This is a genomic window from Pseudomonas sp. M47T1 (assembly GCF_000263855.1).
GTDB lineage: Bacteria > Pseudomonadota > Gammaproteobacteria > Pseudomonadales > Pseudomonadaceae > Aquipseudomonas.
Map to the genome: position 1 here is coordinate 1 of NZ_AJWX01000033.1, position 20708 is coordinate 20708.

The window sequence follows — 20708 nt, forward strand, 5'->3', positions numbered from 1 at the left end:
GGCTTTTTGTTGGGGCTTGGGTTCGTGGGAGCGGGCTCTGCCCGCGAAAAGCACACCGCGGTGCCTGCTTCGCGGGCAGAGCCCGCCCCCACGAGGTATCAGCTGCCTTTTACCGAGCGGCCGTCAACGGTGCCATCCTGCAGCATGATGTTGTATTCCTTGCCGTCGGTCTCCACCTGTTGCAGGCGAACCAGCAGGTAATCCCAGTCCTTGGCGAACCACAGCACGGTGGTGCGCTTGTTCTGCGTGGGGTCGCGTACGCGCTCAACCTTGATGGCGTCAACCTGGCCGGCCTTGGTGGCGACTTTCTCGGTGCCCAGCACGCGGAAGTCGTACGTGTCGACGTCGCTGCCGTCCACCACCTGATAGCTCATGCTCTTCTTGCCGGCGGCCACGTCACGCTGCAATGCCAACTGGTAGGTCGACTTGTCGACCATGCCGCGGTTGAGCGGGACCTTCACGGCGTCGCCGCGGTCGGTGCCGGTGACCATTTTCTGCGACCAGTCGAAGTCCAGATCAGTCTTCTTCGGCTTGCCCAGGCCGCCACGTTCGAAGTGATAGGTCTTGGGCATCAAGGTGTCCTTGTCGAGGGTCAGCGTGCTTTCCTCGGTAAGGCTGGCAATCATCATCGACGCCTTGAAGCTCAGGGTCCAGGTGTCGTTGGCGCCCTTGGTCAGGCTGCGCTCGGCGGTGCCGCTCATGGGCAGCTGTTTCCAGTCGGCGGTGTAGCTGGCGGTGAAAGGCTTGAGTTCGGCGGCGTGTACGGGCAAAGCCAGCAACGCGGCACAGAACAGCAGGGCACGACGCATAAAATCTCCTAGGGTCGAATCAAGTGACCGCTGGCCCCGAGGGGCTTGCCGTCCAATAATGCACCGTGCGCATCCAGACGCAAGCGTCCTTCGGCGAACCAGCGTACGGCCAGCGGGTAAATCTGGTGTTCCTGGGCATGAACCCGTTGTGCCAGGGTGACCGGCGTATCGTCTAACTGTACCGGTATTACTGCCTGTACGACCAGTGGTCCGCCATCGAGTTCCTCGGTGACGAAATGCACACTGCAACCGTGCTCGGCATCGCCGGCCTCGATCGCCCGTTGATGGGTGTGCAGGCCTTTGTACCTGGGCAGCAGGGAAGGGTGGATATTGAGCAGGCGACCCTGATAGTGGCGCACCAAGTCGGCGCTGAGGATACGCATGAAGCCGGCCAGCACCACCAGGTCGGGGGTGTAGCCGTCGATCAGTTCGACCAGCGCGGCGTCGAAGGCTTCGCGGCCTTCGAACGCCTTGTGGTCCAGCACGGCGGTATCAATACCGGCATGGCGGGCGCGTTCCAGGCCGTAGGCATCGGCGCGGTTGGAGATCACCGCGCGGATGCGGGCCGGATGTGCTCCGGCCGCCTGGTTCACGCTATCGATCAGGGCCTGCAAGTTGCTGCCGGTGCCGGACAACAGCACCACTACGTTACAGCGTGCGGGCGTCTGTTCGTGCATCAGTGTGCCTTGACGTTCTTCAGCTCGACCTGTGGAGCGCCTTCGGCGGCCACGCCGATCTGGCCAATGACCCATGGCTGCTCGCCAGCGTCACGCAGGGTTTTCAGGGCCACTTCAACGTGTTCCTGGGCTACGCAGATGACCATGCCCACGCCGCAGTTCAGCACGCGGTGCATTTCGTGCTCGTCGACGTTGCCTTTTTCCTGCAGCCAGTCGAAGACCGCCGGGCGCTGCCAGCTGGCCACGTCAACCACGGCCTGGGCGCCTTTTGGCAAAACGCGCGGGATGTTGTCCAGCAGGCCGCCGCCGGTGATGTGGGCCATGGCCTTGACGGCGCCGGTGTCCTTGATCAGCTTGAGCAGGGGCTTGACGTAGATGCGGGTCGGGGCCATCAGCAGGTCGGTCAGTGGCTGGCCGTCGAGCTGGGTGTTCTCGATGTCGGCGCCCGACACTTCGATGATCTTGCGGATCAGCGAGTAGCCGTTGGAGTGCGGGCCGGACGATGGCAGGGCCAGCAGGGCGTCGCCAGTGGCGACTTTCGAGCCGTCGATGATCTCGGCCTTCTCCACCACGCCCACGCAGAAGCCGGCCAGGTCGTAGTCTTCGCCTTCGTACATGCCTGGCATTTCAGCGGTTTCGCCGCCTACCAGCGAGCAACCCGACAGTTCGCAGCCGGCGCCGATGCCGGTCACGACCTGGGCGGCGGTGTCGACATTGAGCTTGCCGGTGGCGTAGTAGTCCAGGAAGAACAGCGGCTCGGCGCCGCACACCACCAGGTCGTTGACGCACATGGCCACCAGGTCGATGCCGATGCTGTCGTGCTTGTTCAGGTTCAAGGCCAGGCGCAGCTTGGTGCCCACGCCGTCGGTACCCGAGACCAGGACAGGCTGCTTGTAGCCGGCCGGGATCTCACAGAGGGCGCCAAAACCGCCCAGGCCGCCCATGACTTCAGGACGCGCAGTGCGCTTGGCGACGCTCTTGATGCGTTCGACCAATGCTTCACCGGCGTCGATGTCTACACCGGCGTCCTTGTAGCTCAGGGAGGGTTGCTTGCTCATGATCCAGGCCTTTAGAGGTAGGGATTCGAAAAATCGACCTTGAGCGGTGGGCTGCCCGGAAATACCGTTGCAGGGTATTTCCATTCGGCCAACCGTCGTTGGTCTGCGAAGGCGCGCGATTTTATCAGGGTTGCCCCTGTGCGGCCATCCTCAGGCCGACGGGCAGGGCCAAAATTAATGCGAATGGCCTGTAGTAGCCACTGTCTGCCGCTGCCATGGTGGCGACAGGTACATTTCAATGGCTTCTAACGGCTATAGTAGGCGCATTACGAAAACTTCAATGGGCGGCTTGAATGTTTTGGTCAAAACTGTGGTCTCAAGCCTCAGTCCGCTTATTGCCCGTCGGGAATCTTCCATGCGTCTGTGTAACTACCTTTTAGTCGGCTGCCTTTCGGTGTTTGCCCTGGCAGCTCATGCCGAAACCGTCAATAACCTCTATCAGGTCCGCGAAACCGTGGGGGGGCAAACCCCCGAAGAGCGCGACGCCGCTACCCAGCGGGCGCTGGAAACCCTGGTTCTGCGCCTTACCGGCGACCCCAAGGCCTTCAGTTCCGCAGGCCTTGCGGCGGTGAAAAAGGACCCGCAGCAAATCATCAGCCAATACGGTTACGAAGCCGGGCCGCCGGAAAGCCTGCGCGTGGACTTCGACCCCGCCAGCACCGACAACCTGCTGCGCCAGTCCGGCCTGCCAACCTGGGGCAACAACCGGCCCAGCGTGGTGGTGTGGTGGTTGAACGAAGGCACCGACGGCAGCAACCTGGTGGGCGATGGCCAGCCCACCGCCGAGCCTTTGCGTCGAGCCGCCCAGCACCGCGGCTTGCCCGTGCGCCTGCCGCTGGCCGACCTGGGCGAGCAATCCCTGGGCACGGCGAAGACGCTCGATGGCAGTGATGCCACCGCGCTGCGTGCCGCGTCCGAGCGCTATGGTGCCGATGGCCTGTTGGCCGTGCACGCCAAACAGGATGGCGGCAAGTGGTCGGCCCAATGGCGCCTGTACCTGGGTGAGCGCCCCGAACAGGGCAAGGCCGAGGGCGATGACCCGGCCGCTCTCGCCGATGCCGTGCTCCTGGCTGTCAGCGAGCGCCTGGCACCGCGCTATGTGGTCAAGACCGGCGGCGGTGCCAGCACCGACATGAGCTTGCAGGTCGAGGGCATGACCCTGGAACACTACGCCGCGCTGGGCCGATTGCTGGAGCCCTTTGGTGGCCAGCTGAAATCGATTGATGGCGACAAGGTGGTCTACAAGGTTACCGGCAACAGCGATCAACTTCGCGCGCAACTGGCCTTGGGCAAGTTGACCGAGATGCCGGCGGAGGCCGCCCCAGTGGTCGCCACCCAGCCGCTCGCTCCGGGCGCAGCGCCGGCGCCACAGCCTGCACCTGCCGCGGGCCTGCGGTTCCACTGGTAACACACTGTTATTCCTGTGCGTGTGCCTGCGACTGCCGAGTGTGGGAGTGGGCTCGCTCCCACGGCGGTGCACATTGGGTGTCTTCTCTATATATAAGGCTGGGTGGTTTGATGGCTGACATGCGTCGTTGGGTCTGGGCGGGGGCGGTGCTCCTGCTTTGTGTGTTCGTGTATTTCCTGCACCCTATTCTTTCGCCGTTTCTGGTGGCGATTGTGCTGGCCTACATGGCCGACCCCCTGGTGGACAGGCTTGAGCGGGTAGGGTTGTCGCGCACTTGGGGCGTGATCGTGGTGTTCTCGCTGTTCACCCTGGTGTTCATGGTGGCGCTGCTGGTGCTGGTGCCGTTGCTGGCCAAGCAGTTCGTGCGCCTATACGAGCTGGCGCCACAGGTGCTGGACTGGTTGCAGCACTCGGCGCTGCCATGGGTACAGACCAAACTGGGGCTGGCGGACGGCTTCTGGAAGTTCGACAAGATCAAGGCGGCCATCAGTGAGCACATGGGCCAGACCACCGACATCGTCGGCGTGGTGCTGAGCCAGGCCACGGCGTCGAGCCTGGCGTTGATCGGCTGGCTGACCAACCTGGTGCTGATCCCGGTGGTGGGCTTCTACCTGCTGCGCGACTGGGACTTGATGATGGCCAAGATCCGCAGCCTGCTGCCGCGTCACCGCGAGGGCAAGATCGTCGAGCTGGCCAAGGAGTGTCATGAGGTGCTGGGCGCGTTTGTGCGTGGCCAGTTGCTGGTGATGCTGGCCCTGGGCGTCATCTATGCCACCGGCCTGATGCTGGTGGGCGTCGAGCTGGGCTTGTTGATTGGCCTGATCGCGGGCCTTGCCGCCATTGTGCCGTACATGGGCTTCATCACCGGTATCAGCGCGGCCATGATCACTGGGCTGTTCCAGTTCGGCGGGGATATCTATCCGTTGCTGGGCATTGGCGCGGTATTCCTCGTGGGCCAACTGCTCGAAGGCATGGTGCTGACGCCCATGCTGGTGGGCGACCGCATCGGCCTGCACCCGGTGGCGGTGATCTTTGCCATCCTGGCCGGGGGCGAGCTCTTTGGCTTCGCCGGCGTGCTGCTGGCGCTGCCGGTTGCCGCGGTGATCATGGTGCTGCTGCGTCATGCCCATGATCTGTATAAGGAATCGGATATCTACGGCGGCCAGGAAGATCCCGACCTGTAGTGGCGCTGCATGCCCGCTGGTAACGCGGCGGGTATGCAAATGATCGCAAACCTTTGATTTTGCTTGTGGTCTGTTGCATTGTGCACCCGGCGTCACGGGTATAGACTTTGCTAACTTCACACAGAGGCCCCTTACGGTTCGCCAGAACCGTCAGCCAGCATGAAACCGATTCAGCTGCCCTTAGGTGTGCGTCTGCGTGATGACGCTACCTTCATCAATTACTATCCAGGCGCCAATGCCGCTGCACTCGGCTACGTCGAGCGCCTGTGCGAAGCCGACGCCGGCTGGACCGAAAGCCTGATCTATTTGTGGGGCAAGCAGGGCGTGGGCCGTACCCACCTGCTGCAGGCGGCGTGCCTGCGCTTCGAACAGATGGGCGAACCCGCGGTGTACCTGCCCTTGGCGCAGTTGCTGGACCGCGGCGTGGAAATCCTCGATTACCTGGAGCAGTACGAGCTGGTGTGCCTGGATGACTTGCAAGTCATTGCCGGCAAGCCGGAGTGGGAAGAGGCCATGTTCCACCTGTTCAACCGCCTGCGCGACAGCGGTCGACGCCTGTTGATCGCCGCGTCCCATTCGCCGCGCGAGCTGGCGGTCAAGCTGCCGGACCTGAAGTCGCGCCTGACCATGGCGCTGATTTTCCAGATGCGCCCGCTGTCGGACGAAGACAAGCTGCGCGCCTTGCAGTTGCGAGCTTCGCGCCGTGGCCTGCACCTGACCGACGAGGTCGGGCATTTCATCCTCACTCGTGGCACGCGCAGCATGAGTGCGCTGTTTGATCTGCTGGAGCGCCTGGACCAGGCTTCGTTGCAGGCCCAGCGCAAGCTGACCATTCCGTTTCTCAAAGAAACCCTGGGTTGGTAGACCCGCAGCTGCTGGCCCGCGCCGGCGCTGCCCTGCGTGATGCCCGGCGCATCCTGGTGATCACTGGCGCCGGGCTTTGCGCAGACTCCGGGCTGCCCACCTATCGTGGTCTGGGTGGCTTGTACAACGGCGTCACCGCCGAGGGCCTGCCCATCGAACAAGCCTTGTCAGGGCCCATGCTCGAACGTGATCCCGCGCTGTGCTGGAAGTACCTGGCGCAGTTGGGCGAGGCCTGCCTTGCAGGGCGGCCCAACGCCGCCCACCATGCCATCGCCCGCCTGCAACAGGCCAAGCCGGAGTGCTGGGTGCTGACACAGAACATTGACGGTTATCACCGCCAGGCAGGAAGTCCCGACGAACGGCTCATTGAAATTCACGGGCATTTGGCGTCACTCTTCTGTCGTGCCTGTGGCGCGGTACGCGACGATCTGTCGGAAGTGCTTGGTCAGTCACTGCCGCCGCGCTGCAACGCCTGTGACGGCGTTATGCGGCCTTCTGTAGTGCTTTTTGAGGAAGTGCTGCCGCAGGGGGCGATTGAGGCGCTATATCAGCAGTTGGCCCTGGGGTTCGACGTGGTGCTGGTGATCGGTACCACCGCCAGCTTCCCCTACATCCATGCCCCCATCGCTGAAACCCGCGCCGCTGGTGGGTTTGCCATTGAGATCAACCCGTTGCGAAGTGGGCTTAGTGCCGGCATGGACGTGTTTTTCGAGAGTAGGGCGTTAGAAGTCATGCCGAAACTGCTGAGTCACATTTTTCTCGATTGAATTTGCAAATGGATTTGATAGAGGGCATAGTCGCGTCTTCTTAACTATCTACAGACACGGTCGTGCCCATGCTAAAGCGCTTCGCACCCCTCGTGCCCCTCGCACTCGTGACCCTGCTTTTTGGCTGTGCGGCGCATTCGCCGGTTTCGCAGCAGCAGGCTCTCAACCCGGTGACCCCCCAGTCCCAGGCCCAGGCGAAAGCTGTAACCCTCAATTTCCACGAAGAAGAGCTGGACACCGAAAAGGAACTGGCTGACTTCTCCGAAAGCAGCAACAAGCCCTACCAGATGCCCATGCTGGCCGACAGCATCCTGGAACGTGGCAAGTCGCTGATCGGTACCCGTTACCGCACCGGCGGTTCCACTGAATCGGGCTTCGACTGCAGCGGCTTCATCGGTTACCTGTTCCGCGAAGAGGCCGGCATGACCTTGCCGCGTTCCACCCGTGACATGATCAATGTGAAAGCCCCGTTGGTCGCGCGCAACAATCTCAAGCCTGGTGACCTGCTGTTCTTCAGCACCCGTGGCCGTGGCCGTGTGAGCCACGCCGGTATCTACCTGGGCGACGATCAGTTCATTCACTCCAGCAGCCACCGCAGCGGCGGCGTGCGCATTGACAGCCTCGATGACGCTTACTGGAGCAAGACCTTTATAGAAGCCAAGCGTGCCTTGGCCATGGCGCCGACCACGACGATCTCGCGCAAGTAAGCAGTCTGGGCGGTACTCGCAGCGGCGGCGCACTGAAAAGTGTGCCGCCGTTGCGCGTTTTCGGGAATACAAGCTAGTCTTCAACGGCAGTTGAATCAGGATGGTTCTGTTTATGTCGCCTACGGCCCGTTTCGCGCCATTATTGATTGCCGGTCTACTCAGTGCATGTGCTGGCCACAAGCCTCCACCTGCGGCTGCGCCGGTCTATCAACCTTTCGTGTCAGCCCCCCAGCAGCCGTTATCACCCCAAGCCGATGATGTGCTCATGCGGGCCATTGGCCTGGTAGGCACGCCCTATCGATGGGGCGGCAACACGCCGGATTCGGGTTTTGATTGCAGCGGGCTGATCGCCTACGTCTATCGCGATGCCGCCGGTATCAGCTTGCCGCGCTCCACACGGGAGATGATCAGCATGCGTGCGCCGGATGTCAGCAAGGATGCCTTGCAGTCCGGGGATCTGATCTTCTTTGCTACTGCAGGTGGTTCGCAGGTGAGCCATGCGGGTATTTATGTGGGGGAAGGGCGCTTTGTGCATGCGCCGGCCACCGGGGGGACGGTCAAGCTTGATTACCTGAACAAGCCGTATTGGCAGCATGCTTATCTGAATGCCAAGCGGGTGTTGCAGCCCTCCAGCCTGGCGCATAACCCGTAGCGGTTGCTTGCGCAGCAAGCGTGTGGTCACTGGAAGGCTGCGCGTCGCCCCTGCTGGTGCCCTGCGCTGCGCTGCGGGCCCGTTCGGTCTATTTCGCGGCGGTGATGCGCCAGATCTTGTTACCCACGTCGTCCGCCACCAGTACACCGCCCTTGTGATCCTCGGTTACGCCTACCGGCCGCCCCATGGCCTCTTCCTTGTCGTTCAAAAAGCCAGTCAACACGTCCAGCGGTTGCCCGCTGGGTTTGCCGTCCACGAAGGGCACGAAGATCACTTTGTAGCCACTGTGCGGCTTGCGGTTCCATGAGCCGTGCTGGCTCACGTAGGCACCCTGGTTGAACGGCGCCGGCAGCCCGCCGCTGGTACTGGCGAAGGTGAAGCCGATCGAGGCGGTGTGCGGCCCAACTGCGTAGTCGGGGGCGATGGCCTTGGCCACCATTTCGGGGTTGGGCGGGGTGACACGGTTGTCGACATGCTGGCCGTAGTAGCTGAATGGCCAGCCGTAGAACCCCCCGTCTTTCACCGAGGTGATGTAGTCGGGCACCAGGTCGCTGCCGATTTCGTCACGCTCGTTCACCGACGTCCACAGTCGCCCCGTCTGCGGTTCGAAACCCATGCCATTGGGGTTGCGCAGGCCGGAAGCGAAAATTCGGTGCTGGCCGCTGGCACGGTCGACTTCCCAGATGGCGGCGCGGCCTTCTTCCTTGTCCAGGCCGTTCTCGCCCACGTTGCTGTTGGAACCGACCGTCACGTACAGCTTGTTGCCGGACGGGCTGGCAATGACGTTCTTGGTCCAGTGATGGTTGATCGGGCCGCCGGGCAGGTCGGTAACCTTTTCTCCCGGCCCGCTGATGGCGGTGGCTCCGGCCTGATAGTGGAAGTGCAGTAAGGCATCGGTGTCGGCCACGTAGAGGTCGTTGCCCACCAGGGTCATGCCGAAGGGCGAATTGAGATTGGCGATGAACACTGTGCGAGTGTCGGCCACGCCATCGCCGTCGGTGTCGCGCAACAGGGTGATGCGGTTGGCGCTGGGGCTGTTGGCGCCCGCCTTGCCCATCACTTTTTTTGTCACCCAGCCTTTGATGCCCTTGCTGTCCTGCGGCTTGGGCGGTGCGTTGGTTTCGGCCACGAGCACGTCGCCGTTGGGCAGTACGTACAGCCAGCGCGGGTGGTCCAGGCCTTCGGCAAAGGCGCCTACCTGGGTGCCCTTGGCCGCCTGGGGCTTGTCGCCGGCGGGCCAGCCAATGGCGTCGGCGATGTTCAGGGTAGGGATCAGGGTGTGGTTGGGCGCGGGCAGTTGCGGGTGCGGGCCGGTGCCGTCGCTGACCTTCAGGGTGGACGATTCGCCGCAGGCGAGCAGGGCGCCGGAGGACAGTAGAATCAGGGCCAGGCGGGTCTTGTGCATGTTGTTGTTCTCACTCGGGCGCGGCGGTGTTTTCAATAGAGGGTAGGGCGGCCGTCGAGGTTCCACCGCATTTGCCATGCTTTAATTGACGCTCCACCCCCAACCCTCTAACCTTCGCGACGTGTTCCAGGTGCCTGGCAGCCCAAGGCTGGCCAGGTGAAACAGGGAAGCCGGTGAGGCGCCGTTGGCGTGCGAGCCCGGCGCTGCCCCCGCAACGGTAAATGAGTCAAGGTCACGCATGGCGCCACTGAACCTGGTTCGGTTCGGGAAGGCGCGTGGCCAGGGTGTACACGACCCCGCTCATGAGTCCGGAGACCGGCCTGAAACCCTTCTTGGCAAGCCTTGGCTTGCCGGTCCCCTTTTGTTCTGTCGCGCGGGGAGAGCGGCATTGACGAGTTTGCGCTGCGCCCTGCCGGGCCGCGGCTTTTCGTCGATGTCGCCTGTGTGCAGGTGTAGCGGAGAGCTGCGATGAGTGAATCCCAGGAACGTGAACAACGCCACTTGGCGCGCATGTTGCGCAAAAAGGCGGTGATCGACGAGCGCATTGCCAACGCGCCCAATGAATGTGGCCTGCTGCTGGTGCTCAGCGGCAACGGCAAGGGCAAGAGCAGTTCGGCGTTCGGCATGCTGGCCCGGGCCCTGGGCCATGGCATGCAGTGTGGCGTGGTGCAGTTCATCAAGGGCCGCAACGCCACGGGCGAAGAGCTGTTCTTCCGCCGCTTCCCCGAGCAGGTGCGCTACCACGTGATGGGCGAGGGCTTTACCTGGGAAACCCAGGACCGCCAGCGTGACATCGCCGCCGCCGAAGCGGCCTGGGTGGTGTCCCGCGAGCTGCTGCGCGACGAGTCCATCGGCCTGGTGATTCTCGATGAGTTGAACATTGCCCTCAAGCACGGCTACCTGGACCTGGATCAGGTGCTGGCTGACCTGCAGGCCCGTCCGCCCATGCAGCACGTGGTGGTGACCGGCCGCGGCGCCAAGGACGAGATGATCGAGTTGGCCGACACCGTCACCGAGATGGGCATGCTCAAGCACGCGTTCCAGGCTGGCATTCGCGCCCAGAAGGGCATCGAACTATGACCCAGGCGCGTCATTGCCCGGCGGTGCTGATCGCCGCGCCGGCTTCCGGCCAGGGCAAGACCACCGTGACGGCCGCCCTCGCACGCTTGCACCGCAACCAGGGGCGCAAGGTGCGGGTGTTCAAGTGCGGGCCGGACTTCCTCGATCCGATGATCCTGGAGCGTGCCAGCGGCGCGCCGGTCTACCAGCTGGACCTGTGGATGGTGGGCGCCGAGGAAAGCCGTCGCCTGCTGTGGGAAGCGGCAGGGGAAGCCGACCTGATCTTGATTGAAGGCGTGATGGGGCTGTTCGACGGTACTCCGTCCAGCGCCGACCTGGCCCGCCATTTCGGCGTGCCGGTACTGGGTGTCATCGATGGCACCGCCATGGCCCAGACCTTCGGCGCCCTGGCCCTGGGCCTGGCGCGCTACCAGCCCGACCTGCCGTTTGCCGGCGTGCTGGCCAACCGCGTGGGCACCCAGCGCCACGCGCAACTGCTGGAAGGTAGCCTCACAGAAGGCCTGCGCTGGTACGGTGCGTTGTCCCGCGAGACCGGCATCGAGTTGCCCAGCCGCCACTTGGGCCTGGTCCAGGCCAGCGAACTGAACGACCTGGACCTGCGCCTGGACGCTGCCGCCGCGGCCCTGGCCGAAACCTGCGAGGTGGCCCTGCCGCCCGCGGTGACGTTCGCCGCGCCGACACCGGTGCCTTGCGAACCGCTGCTGGCCGGGGTGCGCATTGCCGTGGCTCGTGACGAGGCGTTTGCCTTCACCTATGGCGCCAGCCTGGACCTGCTGCGGGCCATGGGCGCCGAGCTGAGCTTCTTCTCGCCTGTGCATGACGCGCAATTGCCGCCCTGCCACAGCCTTTACCTGCCCGGCGGCTACCCCGAGCTGCACCATCAGCTGCTGGCGGCCAACACCTCGATGCTGGCGGCCATCCGTGCCCACCATGGGGCCGACAAGCCGCTGCTGGCCGAATGCGGCGGCATGCTTTACCTGCTCGATGCCCTGACCGACGTCGACGGCCAGCGCGCCGAACTGCTTGGCCTGTTGCCCGGTGCGGCGGTGATGCAAAAGCGCCTGGCGGCCCTGGCGTTGCAAGCGGTGGAGCTGCCGGAAGGCACCCTGCGCGGGCATACCTACCATCACTCGCTGACCACCACCGAGCTGGCACCGATTGCGCGCGGCACCAGTCCCAATGGCGGCCGGGGCGCCGAGGCGGTCTACCGTATCGGGCGCCTGACGGCGTCGTACGTGCACTTCTATTTCCCGTCCAACCCGGCGGCCATTGCCGCCCTGTTCTGCCCCAAAGGGGCCTCGCACATTTGATGAATGACAACGCGTACACCCCCGCCGAGCGCGCCGCAGTCTACCGGGCCATTGGCGAGCGCCGCGACATGCGCCATTTCGCCGGTGGCGACGTCGCCCCAGAGCTGTTGACGCGGTTGCTGCAGGCCGCGCATCAAGCGCCCAGTGTCGGCCTGATGCAGCCGTGGCGCTTTATCCGCATCAGCAACCGTGACCTGCGCGTACGCATCCAGGCCGTGGTGGAAGACGAGCGGGTGCGTACCGCCCAGGCCCTTGGCGAGCGCTCCGACGATTTCATGAAACTCAAGGTCGAAGGCATCAACGATTGCGCCGAAGTGCTGGTGGCCGCGTTGATGGACGGTCGCGAGCGGCACATTTTCGGTCGCCGTACCTTGCCGGAAATGGACCTGGCGTCACTGTCCTGCGCCATCCAGAATCTGTGGCTGGCGGCGCGTGCCGAGGGCCTGGGCATGGGCTGGGTGTCGTTGTTCGACCCCCTGGCCCTGGCCGACCTGCTGGGCCTGCCAGCGGGCGCCAAGCCGATGGCCGTGCTGTGCCTGGGCCCGGTCACCGAGTTCTACCCTTCGCCCATGCTGGTGATGGAAGGCTGGGCCGAGGAAAAACCGCTCAGCGAGATGCTGTATGAGAACCACTGGGGGGTGAAGCCATGAGCATTGCCTTGGTCACCGTCGCCGGTGTGGCCCTGGATGCCCTGCTGGGCGAGCCGAAACGGCGTCACCCGCTGGTGGCCTTCGGGCGCCTGGCCGACCGCCTGGAGCGCCGTTTCAACAGCGGCGGCCGAGGCTGGCGCAGCCATGGCGTGACGGCCTGGTTCCTGGCCGTCATTCCGCTGACCTTGCTGGCCACCGTACTGTCGTGGCTGCCTTACCTGGGCACGCTGGTGGAGATACTGGCGTTGTACTGTGCCCTGGGCCTGCGCAGCCTGGGTGAGCATGTGGCGCCTGTGGCCCAGGCGTTGCGCAGCAATGACCTGGACACCGCGCGCACCCGCGTGGGCTACCTGGTAAGCCGCGAGACCCGCGAGCTGGACGCCACCGCCGTGGCCCGCGCCGCCACCGAGTCGGTGCTGGAAAACGGCAGCGATGCGGTGTTTGCCGCGCTGTTCTGGTTTGCCATAGCCGGTGCGCCGGGGGTGGTGCTGTACCGTTTGAGCAACACCCTGGACGCCATGTGGGGTTACCGCAACGAGCGTTTCGAGCGTTTCGGCTGGGCAGCGGCGCGCATCGACGATGTACTCAACTATATTCCTGCACGGCTGGTGGCGCTGACCTATGCGCTGCTGGGCAAGACCCGCCTGGCCCTGGCCTGCTGGCGGCGCCAGGCACCGCTGTGGGACAGCCCCAACGCCGGCCCGGTGATGGCGGCGGGTGCCGGCGCCCTGGGCGTCGAACTGGGCGGCCCGGCGGTCTATCATGGGGAACTGCATGAGCGTACGACCCTGGGCGAAGGCCCGGCGGCCAACGCCGATGCCATCGACCGTGGCTGGCAGCTGGTGCAGCGTGGCGTGTGGCTGTGGCTGCTGATTCTGTGCGTGGGAGGGCAATTCTATGCTTGAGCACGGTGGACGGCTGCGCAAGGCGGCGCAGCACTATGGCATTGCCGAGGCCGACTGGCTGGACCTGTCCAGTGGCCTGGCGCCCTGGCCGTGGGCGATCCCGCCGATCCCCGAGCGTGCCTGGGCGCGCCTGCCGGAAACCGACGATGGCCTGGAAGCCGCGGCCTGCGCCTACTACGGTGTGGCCCAGGTGTTGCCGGTGCCCGGCTCCCAGTGCGCGATCCAGCTGCTGCCGCGCTTGCGTCGGGGCGGCAAGATTGGCGTGCTCTCGCCCTGTTACGCCGAGCATGCCGAAGCCTGGCGCCGCGCCGGCCACTTGGTGCGCGAAGTCACCGAGAGCGAGGTGGACTTCTTCCTCGACAGCCTCGACGTGCTGGTGGTGGTCAACCCCAACAACCCCACTGGCCGCCTGCTGCCGGCCGAGCGTCTGCTGGAATGGCACGCGCGCCTGGCCCAGCGTGGTGGCTGGCTGGTGGTGGACGAAGCGTTCATGGACAACACGCCGGCGGTAAGCCTGGCCCCGCATGTGGAGCGCCCGGGCCTGATCGTGTTGCGTTCATTTGGCAAGTTCTTCGGCCTGGCCGGTGTACGCCTGGGCTTTGTGTTGGCGAACTCGCGGTTTCTGCAGTTGCTGGCCGAGCAGGTCGGGCCCTGGGCCGTCAGTGGCCCCACGCGTATTCTCGGTCAAGCGTGCCTGGCCGACGGCGACGGTCACCAGCGCATGATCGAGCGCAGCGCGTTGGCCAGCCAGCGCCTGGCCAGCCTGCTGGCGCGTTTTGACCTGGCGCCCCATGGCGGTTGCGCCTTGTTCCAGTGGCTGGCCACCGACAAGGCCGGCGCGTTGCACGAGTTCCTGGCCCAGCGCGGCATCCTCGTGCGGCTGTTCGTCAATACCAGCAGCGTGCGCTTCGGCCTGCCGCCCGACGAGCCCGACTGGTTGCGCCTGGAGCAGGCGCTCCAGGCCTTCGCCAAGGAGACCGCGTGACTACAGTGATGGTGCAGGGCACCACCTCCGATGCCGGCAAGAGCACCCTGGTGACCGCGCTGTGCCGCTGGCTGACCCGCCAGGGCGTGGCCGTGGTGCCGTTCAAGCCGCAGAACATGGCGCTCAACAGCGCCGTGACCGCCGACGGCGGTGAAATTGGCCGTGCCCAGGCGGTACAGGCCCAAGCCGCGTTCCTGGCGCCGCACACCGACATGAACCCGGTGCTGCTCAAGCCCAACAGCGACACCGGCGCCCAAGTGATCATCCACGGCCGTGCGGTCACCACCATGAACGCCGTGGCCTATCACGACTACAAGGCCATTGCCATGCAGGCGGTGCTGGCCTCCCATCAACGTTTGAGCCAACGGTATCCGGTAGTGATGGTGGAGGGCGCCGGTTCGCCGGCCGAGATCAACCTGCGCGCCGGTGACATCGCCAACATGGGCTTTGCCGAGGCGGTGGACTGCCCGGTGCTGCTGATTGCCGACATCAACCGCGGCGGCGTGTTCGCCCACCTGGTGGGTACCCTCGAACTGCTGGCGCCCAGCGAGCAGGCGCGGGTCAAGGGCTTCATCATCAACCGTTTTCGTGGCGATCTGGCCCTGCTGCAACCGGGCCTGGACTGGCTGGAAGCGCGCACCGGCAAACCGGTGGTGGGCGTGCTGCCCTACGTGCTCGACCTGCACCTGGAGGCCGAGGACGGCCTGGACCGGCGCCAGGCCGACAAGGCCGCGCAGGTGCTCAAGGTGATCGTGCCAGTGTTGCCGCGCATCAGCAATCACACCGACTTCGACCCCCTGCGCCTGCACCCTCAGGTGGACCTGCAGTTCATCGGCCCCGGCGACAGCATTCCGTCCGCCGACCTGATCGTCCTGCCCGGCTCCAAGAGCGTGCGCAGCGACCTGGCCTACCTGCGTGCGCAGGGTTGGGCGCGCGCCATCGACCGCCACCTGCGCTACGGCGGCAAGGTGCTGGGCATTTGCGGTGGCCTGCAGATGCTCGGCCAGCAGGTGCATGACCCGCTGGGCCTGGAAGGCCCTGCCGGTTCCAGCCCGGGTCTGGGCCTGCTGGCGTTCGACACCACGCTGGAAAGCGAGAAACAACTGCGTAACGTGCGCGGCCACCTGTGCCTGGAAGGCGCCGAAGTGGCCGGCTATGAAATTCATGCCGGCGTCACCCGCGGGCCGGCCCTGGCCGCGCCGCTGGTGCGCCTGGATGACGGCCGTAGCGATGGCGCCATCAGTGCCGACGGCCAGGTGCTGGGCACGTACCTGCATGGCCTGTTCGAGTCGCCGGCGTCCAGCAGCGCGCTGCTGCGCTGGGCCGGGCTTGAAGCCGTACAGGACGTGGACTACCACGCCCTGCGTGAAGTGGACATCGAACGCCTGGCCGACCTGGTCGAGCAGCACCTGGACACCAACCTGCTGCGCAGCCTGTGCGGCCTGGAACAGGAAACGTCGACATGCTGCAACTGATCCTTGGCGGCGCCCGCTCGGGCAAGAGCCGCCTGGCCGAACAGCGCGCCACCGACAGCGGCCTGGCGGTGACCTACATCGCCACCAGCCAGCCACTGGACGGTGAAATGAACGAGCGCGTTCAACTGCATCGCCAGCGCCGCCCCGAGCATTGGGGCCTGGTGGAGGAGCCGATCGAGCTGGCGCGCGTGCTGCGCGAGCACGCCGCAGAAGATCGCTGCCTATTGGTGGACTGCCTGACCCTGTGGCTGACCAACCTGTTGATGCTCAACAACCCCCAGCGCCTGGCGGATGAACGCCAGGCACTGCTGAACGGCCTGGCCACGCTGCCCGGCCACATCATCTTTGTCAGCAACGAGACCGGCCTGGGCGTTGTACCCCTGGGCGAACTGACCCGGCGCTACGTCGACGAGGCCGGCTGGTTGCATCAGGCCCTGGCCGAACAATGCCAGCAGGTGACGCTGACCGTCGCCGGCCTGCCCCTTACCCTGAAAGGACCCCGCCCATGAGCAATTCCTGGTGGCTGCAACCGTGCCAGCCCGTCGATACCCTGATGCTGCAACAGGCGCAGGAACGTCAGCGGCAACTGACCAAGCCCGCCGGCTCCCTGGGCCCGCTGGAAGACGTGGCGGTGCAACTGGCCGGCCTGCAAAAACGCCTGAAGCCGGCCGTGGACAAGGTCTGGATCAGCATTTTCGCCGGTGACCACGGCATTGTTGCCGAGGGTGTGTCACCGTATCCGCAGGAAGTCACCTGGCAAATGCTGCTCAACTTCGTCAATGGCGGGGCGGCTATCAGCGTGCTGGCGCGCCAGCTGGATGCGCACCTGGAAGTGGTTGACCTGGGCACCGCGTCCTCGGTGGACAACCTGCCAGGCGTTCGTCACGAGCGGGTTGGCCCCGGCACGCGCAACTTTGCCGTGGAACCGGCCATGACCCGCGCACAAGGCGAGCAAGCCTTGCAGGTAGGCCGTGACAGCGTTGCCCGCGCCGTGGCCGCGGGCAGCCAGTTGTTCATCGGCGGTGAGATGGGCATTGGCAACACCAGCTCGGCCGCAGCCCTGGCCTGTGCCTTGCTCGATTGCCCCATCACCGACCTGACAGGCCCCGGCACTGGCCTGGACGCCGCCGGTGTCAGCCGCAAGGCCCAGGTCATCCAGCGCGCGCTGGACACCCACGCCGGGTTGTCCGCCGAGCCGCTGGAGCGCCTGCTGTGCTTTGGTGGTTTTGAAGCGGTGGCGCTGGTTGGCGCCTATCTGGCCAGCGCCCAGGCGGGCATCGCGGTATTGGTGGACGGCTACATCTGCACCGTCGCCGCACTGGTGGCCGTGCGCCTGAACCCGTCCTGCCGCCCATGGTTGCTGTTCGGCCACCGCGGCGCCGAGCCGGGTCATCGCCATGTACTGGCAGCGCTGGACGCCCAACCGTTGCTGGACCTGGGCCTGCGCCTGGGCGAAGCCAGCGGGGCGGCACTGGCGGTGCCGTTGCTGCGCCTGGCCTGCGACCTGCACGGGCAAATGGCGACCTTCGCTGAAGCAGCGGTGGCGGATCGCGTCGAATGAGCCTGACGCTCGACCTGCTGCGCCACGGCGAGACCGAACGGGGCGGCGGCCTGCGCGGCAGCCTTGATGACGCGCTCACCGCCCATGGTTGGCAGCAGATGCGCCACGCGGTGGCCGCGCGCGGCGGTTGGGATCGCATCATCAGTTCGCCATTGCAGCGCTGCCGGTTGTTTGCCGAAGAGCTGGCGGCCAATCGGCATTTGCCGCTGAGCCTTGCGCCCGGCCTGCAAGAGCTGCATTTCGGTGATTGGGAAGGCCACAGCGCCGCCGACCTCATGCTCACCGACGAACGCGGGTTGGGCCTGTTCTGGTCCGACCCTTACGGTTTCACGCCGCCTAATGGCGAACCCGTGCTGGACTTCAGCGCCCGGGTACTGGCCGCAGTGCAGCGCCTGAACCTGGAATACCCCGGCCAACGCCTGCTGGTGGTCAGTCACGGCGGGGTGATGCGCCTGTTGCTGGCGCGCGCGCGCGGCCTGCCCCGTGAGCAACTGCTGTCGGTGGAAGCGGCCAATGGCAGCCTGTTTTCCCTGACGGTGGCGGCTGACGGTCAACTGCGCGAAGAGGGCTGAGCCATGTTGCCGTTCTGGATTGCCCTGCAGTTTCTCAGCAGCCTGCCCGTGCGCCTGGCCGGCATGCCACCGCCCCAGGCCATGGGCCGCTCGCTGCTGTGTTACCCGCTGGTGGGCCTGCTGTTTGGTGGACTGCTGTGGATGTTGAGCGGGTTGTTGGCCGGCAGCCCGCCGTTGCTGCATGCGGCCTTGCTGTTGGCTGCCTGGGTATTGCTGAGCGGCGGTCTGCACCTGGATGGCCTGGCCGACAGCGCCGATGCCTGGCTGGGTGGCTTCGGTGACCGGGCGCGCACCTTGGAAATCATGAAAGACCCGCGCAGCGGGCCGATTGCCGTGGTGACCCTGGTGCTGGTGCTGTTGCTCAAATTCTGCGCCTTGCTGGCTGTGGTCGACAGCGGTCAGGCGCACATTCTCCTGATCGCGCCATTGCTGGGCCGCTTGTCACTGCTGGGTTTGTTCCTGAGCACGCCTTACGTACGTGCCGGGGGCCTGGGCCAGGCCCTGGCCGATCACTTGCCGCGCGCGGCCGGGCGCGGGGTGGTGCTGGTCAGTGCTATAGCCTGCGTATTGCTGGCCGGTAGCAAGGCGGTGCTGGTGCTGGCCGTGGCGCTGGTGACGTTCCTGTACCTGCGCCGGCAGATGGTCCGCCGCCTGGGCGGCACCACCGGCGACACCGCCGGCGCGCTGCTGGAACTGCTGGAAATGGCCGCCTTGATCGCCTGGGCCTTGTAGGGGCTGCCGTCAGGCTGCGAAAAGGCCCGCAGGACTCCAGCGGTGTCATGCCGATCGCGCGGTCCCGCGGTGCGGGCCTTCGCAGCCTTACGGCCGCTCACAGGGCTTGGGTAGTGCCAGCGGGGGCCGGTTTTTTGGACTGGGTGGACATGACGATCGCCACCAGAATCAACACCCCACCCAGTAGCATCTGCACCGTGGGCGCTTCACGGAAAATCGCCCAGGCGAAGGCAATCCCGTAAACCGGCTCCAACGCGAACACCACCGCCGCCGTGCGCGCCTTGATCACTGCCAGGCTGGCCACGAACAAGCTATGGGCCAGGCCCGTGCAGAACACCCCCAGCAGGCCTATCCACCACCAGTCCAGGGCACTCACGGCGGGCAGTTGCGGCCACGCGGCCGGCAGCAGGCACAAGGCAACCACCGCGTTCTGGCACAGGGCCGCCTGCACCGGCGGCACGCGGCTGCCACCGGCGCGGTTGACCAGCGACAACACCGCAAAGGTCAGGCCCGAGAACATGGCCCACAACAAGCCGTTGGTGGCCTGGCTAGCCAGGTCGAACGTCGGCGTCACCAGCACCAGGCCGACACTGACCAACAGCACCAGCATGATTTCGTGACCTCGAATGCGCTCGCGAAACACCAGGCCTTCCAGCACTACCGTGAAGGCCGGAAAACTGGCGAAACCCAGGGTGGCCACGGCCACCCCAGCCATTTTCACCGCAATGAAAAAACTCACCCAGTGGGCCGCCAGCAGGCCTCCCGCGCCTATCAGCCGTCCCCAGTCGGCGCCTTCCAGCCGTTGCCAGCCGCGCCGCGAAGCGCCCAGGAACACAATCAGCGCCACTACCGCGAAGGCCGCACGGCCCAGCACGATCACCACCGCGCTGGCGTTGGCAAGCTTGCCGAACACGCCGGCCAGACCAAAGAACAGGGCGCCGAAATGCAGGGCAAACAGGGCAGAGCGATGATTCATGAAATGTCCTTATAAGCCGGCTGTCACAGCATTGTTGCATGAGTGTCATGGTCATTTCACGGCGCGCTCCCATGCTTGGGCAAACCCTGACGAAGGCCCGCCCATGACCAGCGCCCAGTTTCCCAAGCCAACCGGCAAGCAGCGCGTACGCACCTTGTGGATCTCCGACGTGCACCTGGGCACCCGGGATTGCCAGGCCGAGCACCTGTCGCGGTTTCTCAAACGCTATCACGCCGACCGCATCTACCTGGTGGGCGACATCATCGATGGCTGGAAACTGCGCGGCGGCATGTACTGGCCCCAGGCGCACACCAACGTCATTCGCCGCCTGCTGACCATGAGCAAGCGCGGCACCGAGGTGATCTACGTCACCGGCAACCATGACGAATTCCTGCGTCGCTACTCGAAACTGGTGCTGGGCAATATCCAGCTGGTGGACCAGGCCGAGCACCTCACCGCCGATGGCCGGCGCCTGCTGGTGATTCATGGTGACCAGTTTGACGTGATTACCCGCTATCACCGCTGGCTGGCGTTCCTGGGCGACTCGGCGTACGAATTCACCCTCACCCTGAACCGCTGGCTCAACCACTGGCGGGCGCGCTATGGCTATGGCTACTGGTCGCTGTCGGCCTACCTCAAGCACAAGGTCAAGACTGCTGTCAGCTTCATCAGCGACTTTGAAGAGGCCATCGCCCACGAATGCGTGAAGCGTGGTTTTCATGGCGTGGTGTGCGGCCACATCCACCACGCCGAGATCCGCAAGGTGGGCGAGGTGGAGTACCTCAATTGTGGCGATTGGGTTGAGTCCTGCACAGCACTGATCGAGCACTGGGATGGCCAGATCGAACTCTACCGCCTGGCGGAGGCCCAGGCGGCCGAGGCCAAGCGTCAGGCCAGCGAGGCCGTGCCCACCGCCTGACGCAGTACCCCT

Annotated in this window: 22 protein-coding genes and 1 riboswitch; of the genes, 17 read left to right on the top strand and 5 right to left on the bottom strand. The window is 65.2% G+C overall.

Features of this window, described 5'->3' with window-relative positions:
- Positions 1-98 precede the first annotated feature (98 nt).
- The 3 genes from PMM47T1_RS25215 to purM are packed head-to-tail and all read right to left on the bottom strand — an operon-like array spanning position 99 to position 2544.
- Positions 99-809 carry a DUF3108 domain-containing protein gene (locus tag PMM47T1_RS25215; protein WP_008374381.1) on the bottom strand — a complete coding sequence of 237 codons (711 nt, stop codon included), beginning with the start codon at positions 807-809 and terminating at the stop codon, positions 99-101.
- Between the two features lie 8 nt (positions 810-817).
- Positions 818-1486 (bottom strand): phosphoribosylglycinamide formyltransferase, encoded by a 669-nt coding sequence (gene purN, locus PMM47T1_RS25220; protein WP_008374383.1) that lies wholly within the window; start codon positions 1484-1486, stop codon positions 818-820.
- Positions 1486-2544: a phosphoribosylformylglycinamidine cyclo-ligase gene (gene purM / locus PMM47T1_RS25225; RefSeq protein ID WP_008374384.1), complete on the bottom strand. Its 1059-nt coding sequence runs from the start codon at positions 2542-2544 to the stop codon at positions 1486-1488. Before purM ends, purN begins: the two co-directional genes overlap by 1 nt.
- 355 nt (positions 2545-2899) lie before the next feature.
- Here purM and PMM47T1_RS25230 point away from each other — a divergent pair, with 355 nt between their 5' ends.
- From PMM47T1_RS25230 to PMM47T1_RS25255, 6 genes are all read left to right on the top strand, one after another.
- Entirely contained in the window at positions 2900-3952 is a 1053-nt protein-coding gene (locus tag PMM47T1_RS25230) for a DUF2066 domain-containing protein (protein WP_008374386.1), read from the top strand.
- Between the two features lie 110 nt (positions 3953-4062).
- Entirely contained in the window at positions 4063-5136 is a 1074-nt protein-coding gene (locus PMM47T1_RS25235) for an AI-2E family transporter (protein WP_008374389.1), read from the top strand.
- Positions 5137-5295: 159 nt separating this feature from the next.
- Complete coding sequence (hda, locus tag PMM47T1_RS25240; protein WP_008374391.1) at positions 5296-6000, top strand: DnaA regulatory inactivator Hda; 705 nt, start codon at positions 5296-5298, stop codon at positions 5998-6000.
- Positions 5994-6767, top strand: coding sequence for an NAD-dependent protein deacylase (locus PMM47T1_RS25245; RefSeq protein ID WP_008374394.1), 774 nt, complete (start codon positions 5994-5996; stop codon positions 6765-6767). The genes hda and PMM47T1_RS25245 overlap by 7 nt, the downstream gene beginning before the upstream one ends.
- A gap of 68 nt (positions 6768-6835) precedes the next feature.
- Complete coding sequence (locus PMM47T1_RS25250; protein WP_008374396.1) at positions 6836-7474, top strand: C40 family peptidase; 639 nt, start codon at positions 6836-6838, stop codon at positions 7472-7474.
- A gap of 112 nt (positions 7475-7586) precedes the next feature.
- Positions 7587-8126, top strand: coding sequence for a C40 family peptidase (locus PMM47T1_RS25255; RefSeq protein WP_043301522.1), 540 nt, complete (start codon positions 7587-7589; stop codon positions 8124-8126).
- Positions 8127-8214: 88 nt separating this feature from the next.
- Here PMM47T1_RS25255 and PMM47T1_RS25260 read toward each other — a convergent pair whose 3' ends face one another.
- On the bottom strand, positions 8215-9531 hold the full coding sequence (locus tag PMM47T1_RS25260) for a PQQ-dependent sugar dehydrogenase (RefSeq protein WP_008374401.1): 1317 nt from the start codon (positions 9529-9531) through the stop codon (positions 8215-8217).
- Positions 9532-9642: 111 nt separating this feature from the next.
- Positions 9643-9869: riboswitch (cobalamin riboswitch) on the top strand.
- Between the two features lie 130 nt (positions 9870-9999).
- Between PMM47T1_RS25260 and cobO the strand changes: the two genes are divergently transcribed.
- From cobO to PMM47T1_RS25310, 10 genes are read left to right on the top strand one after another with little or no spacing between them, the layout of a single operon-like run.
- The gene (cobO, locus tag PMM47T1_RS25265) at positions 10000-10611 is read left to right on the top strand and encodes a cob(I)yrinic acid a,c-diamide adenosyltransferase (RefSeq protein WP_008374403.1); all 612 of its coding nucleotides are present in this window, start codon (positions 10000-10002) and stop codon (positions 10609-10611) included.
- A complete protein-coding gene (locus tag PMM47T1_RS25270; protein ID WP_008374405.1) occupies positions 10608-11921 on the top strand; it encodes a cobyrinate a,c-diamide synthase in 1314 nt (437 codons plus the stop codon). The genes cobO and PMM47T1_RS25270 overlap by 4 nt, the downstream gene beginning before the upstream one ends.
- Positions 11921-12571 (top strand): 5,6-dimethylbenzimidazole synthase, encoded by a 651-nt coding sequence (gene bluB, locus PMM47T1_RS25275; protein ID WP_008374408.1) that lies wholly within the window; start codon positions 11921-11923, stop codon positions 12569-12571. The genes PMM47T1_RS25270 and bluB overlap by 1 nt, the downstream gene beginning before the upstream one ends.
- Positions 12568-13476: an adenosylcobinamide-phosphate synthase CbiB gene (cbiB, locus tag PMM47T1_RS25280; protein WP_008374409.1), complete on the top strand. Its 909-nt coding sequence runs from the start codon at positions 12568-12570 to the stop codon at positions 13474-13476. Before bluB ends, cbiB begins: the two co-directional genes overlap by 4 nt.
- Positions 13469-14461 (top strand): threonine-phosphate decarboxylase CobD, encoded by a 993-nt coding sequence (gene cobD / locus PMM47T1_RS25285; RefSeq protein ID WP_008374412.1) that lies wholly within the window; start codon positions 13469-13471, stop codon positions 14459-14461. The genes cbiB and cobD overlap by 8 nt, the downstream gene beginning before the upstream one ends.
- Before the next feature lie 8 nt (positions 14462-14469).
- Positions 14470-15936 carry a cobyric acid synthase gene (locus tag PMM47T1_RS25290; RefSeq protein ID WP_008374414.1) on the top strand — a complete coding sequence of 489 codons (1467 nt, stop codon included), beginning with the start codon at positions 14470-14472 and terminating at the stop codon, positions 15934-15936.
- The gene (gene cobU, locus PMM47T1_RS25295; protein ID WP_008374416.1) at positions 15924-16445 is read left to right on the top strand and encodes a bifunctional adenosylcobinamide kinase/adenosylcobinamide-phosphate guanylyltransferase; all 522 of its coding nucleotides are present in this window, start codon (positions 15924-15926) and stop codon (positions 16443-16445) included. Before PMM47T1_RS25290 ends, cobU begins: the two co-directional genes overlap by 13 nt.
- Positions 16442-17497, top strand: coding sequence for a nicotinate-nucleotide--dimethylbenzimidazole phosphoribosyltransferase (gene cobT, locus PMM47T1_RS25300; protein WP_008374420.1), 1056 nt, complete (start codon positions 16442-16444; stop codon positions 17495-17497). The genes cobU and cobT overlap by 4 nt, the downstream gene beginning before the upstream one ends.
- Complete coding sequence (cobC, locus tag PMM47T1_RS25305) at positions 17494-18069, top strand: alpha-ribazole phosphatase family protein (protein ID WP_008374421.1); 576 nt, start codon at positions 17494-17496, stop codon at positions 18067-18069. Before cobT ends, cobC begins: the two co-directional genes overlap by 4 nt.
- Positions 18070-18072: 3 nt before the next feature.
- Positions 18073-18801 carry an adenosylcobinamide-GDP ribazoletransferase gene (locus tag PMM47T1_RS25310; protein ID WP_008374423.1) on the top strand — a complete coding sequence of 243 codons (729 nt, stop codon included), beginning with the start codon at positions 18073-18075 and terminating at the stop codon, positions 18799-18801.
- 97 nt (positions 18802-18898) lie between these two features.
- Here PMM47T1_RS25310 and PMM47T1_RS25315 read toward each other — a convergent pair whose 3' ends face one another.
- Positions 18899-19777 (bottom strand): DMT family transporter, encoded by an 879-nt coding sequence (locus tag PMM47T1_RS25315; protein WP_008374426.1) that lies wholly within the window; start codon positions 19775-19777, stop codon positions 18899-18901.
- 103 nt (positions 19778-19880) lie between these two features.
- Here PMM47T1_RS25315 and PMM47T1_RS25320 point away from each other — a divergent pair, with 103 nt between their 5' ends.
- On the top strand, positions 19881-20696 hold the full coding sequence (locus tag PMM47T1_RS25320) for a UDP-2,3-diacylglucosamine diphosphatase (RefSeq protein WP_008374428.1): 816 nt from the start codon (positions 19881-19883) through the stop codon (positions 20694-20696).
- Positions 20697-20708: the final 12 nt, after the last annotated feature.

Coding starts and splice junctions, on each gene's coding strand:
- PMM47T1_RS25250 (WP_008374396.1), top strand. CDS start 6,836: ATGCTAAAGCGCTTCGCACCCCTCGTGCCCCTCGCACTCGTGACCCTG.
- cobC (WP_008374421.1), top strand. CDS start 17,494: ATGAGCCTGACGCTCGACCTGCTGCGCCACGGCGAGACCGAACGGGGC.
- bluB (WP_008374408.1), top strand. CDS start 11,921: ATGAATGACAACGCGTACACCCCCGCCGAGCGCGCCGCAGTCTACCGG.
- PMM47T1_RS25290 (WP_008374414.1), top strand. CDS start 14,470: ATGGTGCAGGGCACCACCTCCGATGCCGGCAAGAGCACCCTGGTGACC.
- PMM47T1_RS25320 (WP_008374428.1), top strand. CDS start 19,881: ATGACCAGCGCCCAGTTTCCCAAGCCAACCGGCAAGCAGCGCGTACGC.
- hda (WP_008374391.1), top strand. CDS start 5,296: ATGAAACCGATTCAGCTGCCCTTAGGTGTGCGTCTGCGTGATGACGCT.
- PMM47T1_RS25255 (WP_043301522.1), top strand. CDS start 7,587: ATGTCGCCTACGGCCCGTTTCGCGCCATTATTGATTGCCGGTCTACTC.
- cobU (WP_008374416.1), top strand. CDS start 15,924: ATGCTGCAACTGATCCTTGGCGGCGCCCGCTCGGGCAAGAGCCGCCTG.
- PMM47T1_RS25230 (WP_008374386.1), top strand. CDS start 2,900: ATGCGTCTGTGTAACTACCTTTTAGTCGGCTGCCTTTCGGTGTTTGCC.
- cobT (WP_008374420.1), top strand. CDS start 16,442: ATGAGCAATTCCTGGTGGCTGCAACCGTGCCAGCCCGTCGATACCCTG.
- PMM47T1_RS25215 (WP_008374381.1), bottom strand. CDS start 809: ATGCGTCGTGCCCTGCTGTTCTGTGCCGCGTTGCTGGCTTTGCCCGTA.
- cobD (WP_008374412.1), top strand. CDS start 13,469: ATGCTTGAGCACGGTGGACGGCTGCGCAAGGCGGCGCAGCACTATGGC.
- cbiB (WP_008374409.1), top strand. CDS start 12,568: ATGAGCATTGCCTTGGTCACCGTCGCCGGTGTGGCCCTGGATGCCCTG.
- PMM47T1_RS25260 (WP_008374401.1), bottom strand. CDS start 9,531: ATGCACAAGACCCGCCTGGCCCTGATTCTACTGTCCTCCGGCGCCCTG.
- purM (WP_008374384.1), bottom strand. CDS start 2,544: ATGAGCAAGCAACCCTCCCTGAGCTACAAGGACGCCGGTGTAGACATC.
- PMM47T1_RS25310 (WP_008374423.1), top strand. CDS start 18,073: ATGTTGCCGTTCTGGATTGCCCTGCAGTTTCTCAGCAGCCTGCCCGTG.
- purN (WP_008374383.1), bottom strand. CDS start 1,486: ATGCACGAACAGACGCCCGCACGCTGTAACGTAGTGGTGCTGTTGTCC.
- PMM47T1_RS25270 (WP_008374405.1), top strand. CDS start 10,608: ATGACCCAGGCGCGTCATTGCCCGGCGGTGCTGATCGCCGCGCCGGCT.
- PMM47T1_RS25315 (WP_008374426.1), bottom strand. CDS start 19,777: ATGAATCATCGCTCTGCCCTGTTTGCCCTGCATTTCGGCGCCCTGTTC.
- PMM47T1_RS25235 (WP_008374389.1), top strand. CDS start 4,063: ATGGCTGACATGCGTCGTTGGGTCTGGGCGGGGGCGGTGCTCCTGCTT.
- cobO (WP_008374403.1), top strand. CDS start 10,000: ATGAGTGAATCCCAGGAACGTGAACAACGCCACTTGGCGCGCATGTTG.